A 1,648-nucleotide genomic window follows, 5' to 3' on the forward strand; every position below is an offset into this window, starting at 1 on the left:
TGTGCCAGAGGACGGGCTCTCCCACGGCCAGGTCCACCGGCGGCCGGCCCGCGCCGTGCGGGGCGCGGCGGGCGGTGGCGACGGCCAGCACGGCGTACCGCCCGTGCACCGGGAGTCCGAGCATCGCCGCCGCGTCGGGCAGGTCCGCGATGCGGGCGGTGCCGTCCAGCAGGGCCGCCGTCATCAGGCGCTGCTGGTTCTCGCGGCGCCAGACCAGGCGCCGTTCGGCCTGCCGGTAGGCCTCGGCCACCACCCCGCAGTGCTCGTCGACGAAGTTCCAGACGTCCGCGGCGACATGGACGAGCAGCCGGATGTCCTCGGGGTGGCGCCGGGCGGTCTCGTCGACCAGGTCCTGCCACACCATCGCCCCGCCCATCCGGAAGGCGTGCATGACGGCGTCGAGGGGTACGCCCTGCTCGGCGCGGGTCTCACCGATCCACCGGGAGGTGCGGTGGGCGGCGTCGCGGTACTCCCGGGGCTGGACCAGCGAGGCGACGTTGTGCCGCAGCGAGTGGTGGACCTCCTGCCAGATCTCGGCGGGTTCGTTCTCGATCGCCGTGCGGTAGGCGGGTTCCTGTTCCCGCAGGGCCTCCACGAGCCGGTCCGTGAGTTCCGGGAGGGCCTCCAGCAGCACGCGGGCCGCCCGGTGCAGCACGGCGACGGCCTCACGGTCGGCCAGCGACCTGAAGCGGTGCGGCACCGGCGCGACGGGCGGCGGCCCGTGCAGCGCCCTGATCCGTGAACGTACGACCTGCGGCATGGCGGCCTCCACCGGGAATCGGCCGGCTCCGGACACTCCGGCCCGGTGTGTGCCCGGCCCGGCGTCGGGCAGGCGCACACCGAATGATCCTGACGACCGCAGAATGGCATACCGCCCGGTCGGTACCTAGGGGTCTGCGCGGTTTCTCTCATCACGGTCCTGCAACCTCCCCCTCACGCGCCGGAGTCCGGCCCCGGCGCGCACGACGTGGCGGGCACCCCTACCGGTCCAGGAGCCGGGCGAGCTCGGTACGGGACCGGACGCCCAGCGCGGCGAAGACGTTGCGCAGATGGTGGTCGACGGTCCGCGGGCTCACCGAGAGCCGCACGGCCACCTCCCGGTTGGTCGCGCCCTCCGCCACGCAGCGGGCGATCCGCTGCTGCTGCGGGGTCAGCCCGGCCAGCGGCCCCCCGGCCCCCTGGTCCGGCACGTCCACCGCCTCCCCGGCCGCCCGCAGTTCCCCGCCCGCCCGCTCGGCCCAGGCGCGGGCGGAGCAGCGTTCGAAGGCGACGAGGGCGTCACGCAGCGGGCCGCGGGCCTCCCTCGTGCGGCGCCTGCGGCGCAGGGACTGGCCGTGGAGCAACTGGGTGCGGGCACGCTCGAAGTCGCCCCCGGCCCGGTCGTGCCGGGCCAGGGCGTCCTCGTACCACGCCGCGGCCTCCTCGGGGGGTGCCAGCAGGGCCCGGCAGCGGGCCAGCTGGGCGGGCACCTGCGGGTCGGTGGTCCGGGCGCTCCACAGCGCGAACTCCTCGACGGCCCGCGACAGAACGGCCGCGTCACCGTCGGCACGGCCGGAGAGGACGGCCGCCTCCACGAAACAGGGCACGGCCAGCAGCCGGGTCGCGAAGTGCCCCGTCCTCGGTCCGGGCCTGACGAGCGGTCCGAGCC

At 75.9% G+C, this 1,648-nt stretch carries 1 protein-coding gene and 1 pseudogene; both read right to left on the bottom strand.

All coding sequences use genetic code 11. The features are described 5' to 3' along the window. A pseudogene (locus ABZ371_RS32435) lies at nt 1–760 on the bottom strand (PucR family transcriptional regulator); the annotation flags it as partial. A gap of 220 nt (nt 761–980) precedes the next feature. Next, nucleotides 981–1,648, bottom strand: a 668-nt coding sequence (locus ABZ371_RS32440) for a helix-turn-helix transcriptional regulator (protein WP_358686489.1), incomplete at its 5' end; no start/stop codon positions are given.

Source organism: Streptomyces sp. NPDC005899, from assembly GCF_040629645.1.
Taxonomy (GTDB): domain Bacteria; phylum Actinomycetota; class Actinomycetes; order Streptomycetales; family Streptomycetaceae; genus Streptomyces.